Genomic DNA, 2,436 nt, shown 5'->3' with positions numbered 1-2,436 from the left:
GCCGAACTCCGACGCCGGGAGGCCGGTCGCGGGGGCCGCGCCCAGGTCATGGGCCGAGGTGCCGGGCGCGCCGAAGGGGTCACCGGTGCCAGGAACCCCGCTGTGGGCGCCGTTTTCCGCATATGTGCCGCGGCCGTTGTCGCCCCCGGAAGGCAACGCCGCCGGACCGTCCTGGCCCACGGAGCCGTTGCCCGGCCCCCCGGGCTCCGGTGTTCCCCCGGCTCCGGGACGACGGGAGGCGCCGTGCCAGGGCGCTCCGCCCACCCCGTACGGGTCGGCTATCTGCCCCGGCGGCACCTGGGGAGCGTGCTCGACACCCTCACCCGAGGGGTACGGCTGTGCCGTGCCGTTGGTCTGCGTCGCGGGGTCCGCCTCGGGTGCCGGGCGGGCGCCGGGCAGGGCCGTGCGGCCGTTCTGCGCCTCCTGGACGCGGGCCGCGGCGCGGGCGCCCGCCCGGTAGGCGGCGATCGCCCCGGCCCGCGCGGCCCTGATGTCCCCGCCGGTCTCCAGTGCCTTGGGCACCACGGCCCCCGACCCACCGCTCCCGTGTGCGGTGTCCGCCTCGGCACTCGGCAGCCCGCCGGCCGTACGCGCCCTGATCGCGGCACTCCGGGCGGCCACGGGATCGACGTCACCGAGCCCGCCCGGGGAAGTCCGCGCACCCTGTCCTCCGGGCCCGCCGGGACCGGCCTGTCCGCCGAGCACCCCGAAGGCCCCCGTACCGCCGGAGGCCTCAACTCCGTCGTATCCTCCGGCGTCTGCCCGGCCGTCAGCGGGCGCGCTGCCCGGCGGGACGTCGTCGTCCGGGGCCGGTACCGGGTCGTAGCCGCACAGGGCCTCCTCCGCGGCGCCGACCGCGAGGCCCGTCAGCATCACGCGGCCGTCGTCGCAGACGAGGACGGTGCGGGCGGTGATGTTCCGGTGCACCCAGCCGTGCGCGTGCAGCACCCGCAGCGCCATCAGGACGTCGGAGGCCACCTCGGCCGCCCGGTACGGATGCAGCGGCTTCTCGGCGAGCAGCGCCGCCAGCGGCCGCGCGGCCACCAACTCGCTGACGATCCACAGCGACCCGCCCTCGGCGAACACGTCGAAGACCTGGTCGAGCCGCGGATGATCGGGTATGCGCGCCGCCGCCTGGGCCGCCTCGACCGCCCGCCGCACCGCGGGGTCCGTGGGCCTGCGGACGCCACCGCGCGCCGACGGGCGCCGACTCCCCCGGTCCCAGGGGTCACGCGCCGTGAAACCGTCCGGCAGCCCCTCCGCGTCGAGCACCTCCGCCTCGACGACCTCCGGCAACGGCACCTGACGAACCAGGACTTCCTGCCCGCTGTAGGTGTCGAAGGCCCGGGTCTCGGTGAGTTCGTACTCGTCGGACGGCGGCAACGGCAGGCGGTAGCGGTCGGCGAGCACCCGACCCGCATAGTCCTCCACGCTGCCTCCCTCGGCCGCCCGGTCGGTCAATTCCGTTCGCCCTGTGCCCTGTTCCGTACGCATACCTGGATGCGTACGGTCCGCAAGCCTTCACGATACGTGCCGGAGGCAACCCACAGAGAGGGGATGCCAGATCTGACGCTTCAAACTCGGACCAGTCGCTTTACGACTTCGGTTCGAACGTCTTCGCGAGGGTGTGCCAGGTGTCCTTACGGAGGTCACTGTCCCAGTTCGCGGCTTTCGCCGTGTACATCAGGGCGTACCCGAGATGGTCGTTCACGACGAACCCCCGGTCGATCGTCCGGTACTGCGTCCCGCCCTCCACATAGGTGAACTCCCAGTCGGCCGCGTTCCAGCCGCGGTAGTCCACCTGCTCTATGCGGATCTTCTGGTACTGCGAGCGCACCATGTAGCGCTCCTGGTTCTTCCAGTCCCCCACCGGGTCGCTCTTCGGCGTGGACGTCCAGGCGACGAGCAGCTTCTGCCCGTCCGGCCCGGTGAACCGGTCTCCCGCGGCACTCGTCGACTGGTACTTCCAGCCCTCGGGCAAACCGATCGAGTACCCCTGGCTCCCCCTGTACGTCGACGCCACCGCGCCGTCGTCCCCGGAGGAACCGCCCCCCTGTGCCCCGCTGCCGCCGGACGCGCTCGGGCTGTTGCCCGGAGTGCCGTCCCCGGTCGATGTCCCCGGGGACTTCGCCGAGCCGCCGTCGGCCTTGCCTCCGGCGCCCGTGTCCTCCTTGGTACGAGGGCCGGCGGACGCGCTCGCGACGGCCTTTCCGCCGCCCTTCTTCGCCCCGTTGTCGGAACTGTCGTCGCCCCCGCCCAGCGTGAGGGCCAGCACGGTCCCGATCACGGCGAGCGCGACGACCACCGCGATGATCACCAGCGTCCGCCGGGGCACCACGTCGGTGATCGGCGCCCTCGGCACGGGCCGCGGCGGCAGATCGGGCGGCGTCATCACCGGCCACCCCGAACTCCGGCCACCGGCCGCCCCGCTCGCCC

At 73.8% G+C, this 2,436-nt stretch carries 1 protein-coding gene and 1 pseudogene; both read right to left on the bottom strand.

Features of this window, described 5'->3' with window-relative positions; all coding sequences use genetic code 11:
* On the bottom strand, positions 1-1,431 hold a 1,431-nt coding region (locus tag GRC12_RS43655; RefSeq protein WP_308286767.1), incomplete at its 3' end, for a protein kinase.
* Positions 1,432-1,594: 163 nt separating this feature from the next.
* A pseudogene (locus GRC12_RS43650) lies at positions 1,595-2,436 on the bottom strand (serine/threonine protein kinase); the annotation flags it as partial.

The sequence above is a fragment of the Streptomyces griseorubiginosus genome (assembly GCF_017614965.1).
Taxonomy (GTDB): domain Bacteria; phylum Actinomycetota; class Actinomycetes; order Streptomycetales; family Streptomycetaceae; genus Streptomyces; species Streptomyces griseorubiginosus_B.
Note: the sequence above shows the minus strand (reverse complement) of the source record. Positions and strands in the feature narration are given on the sequence as shown.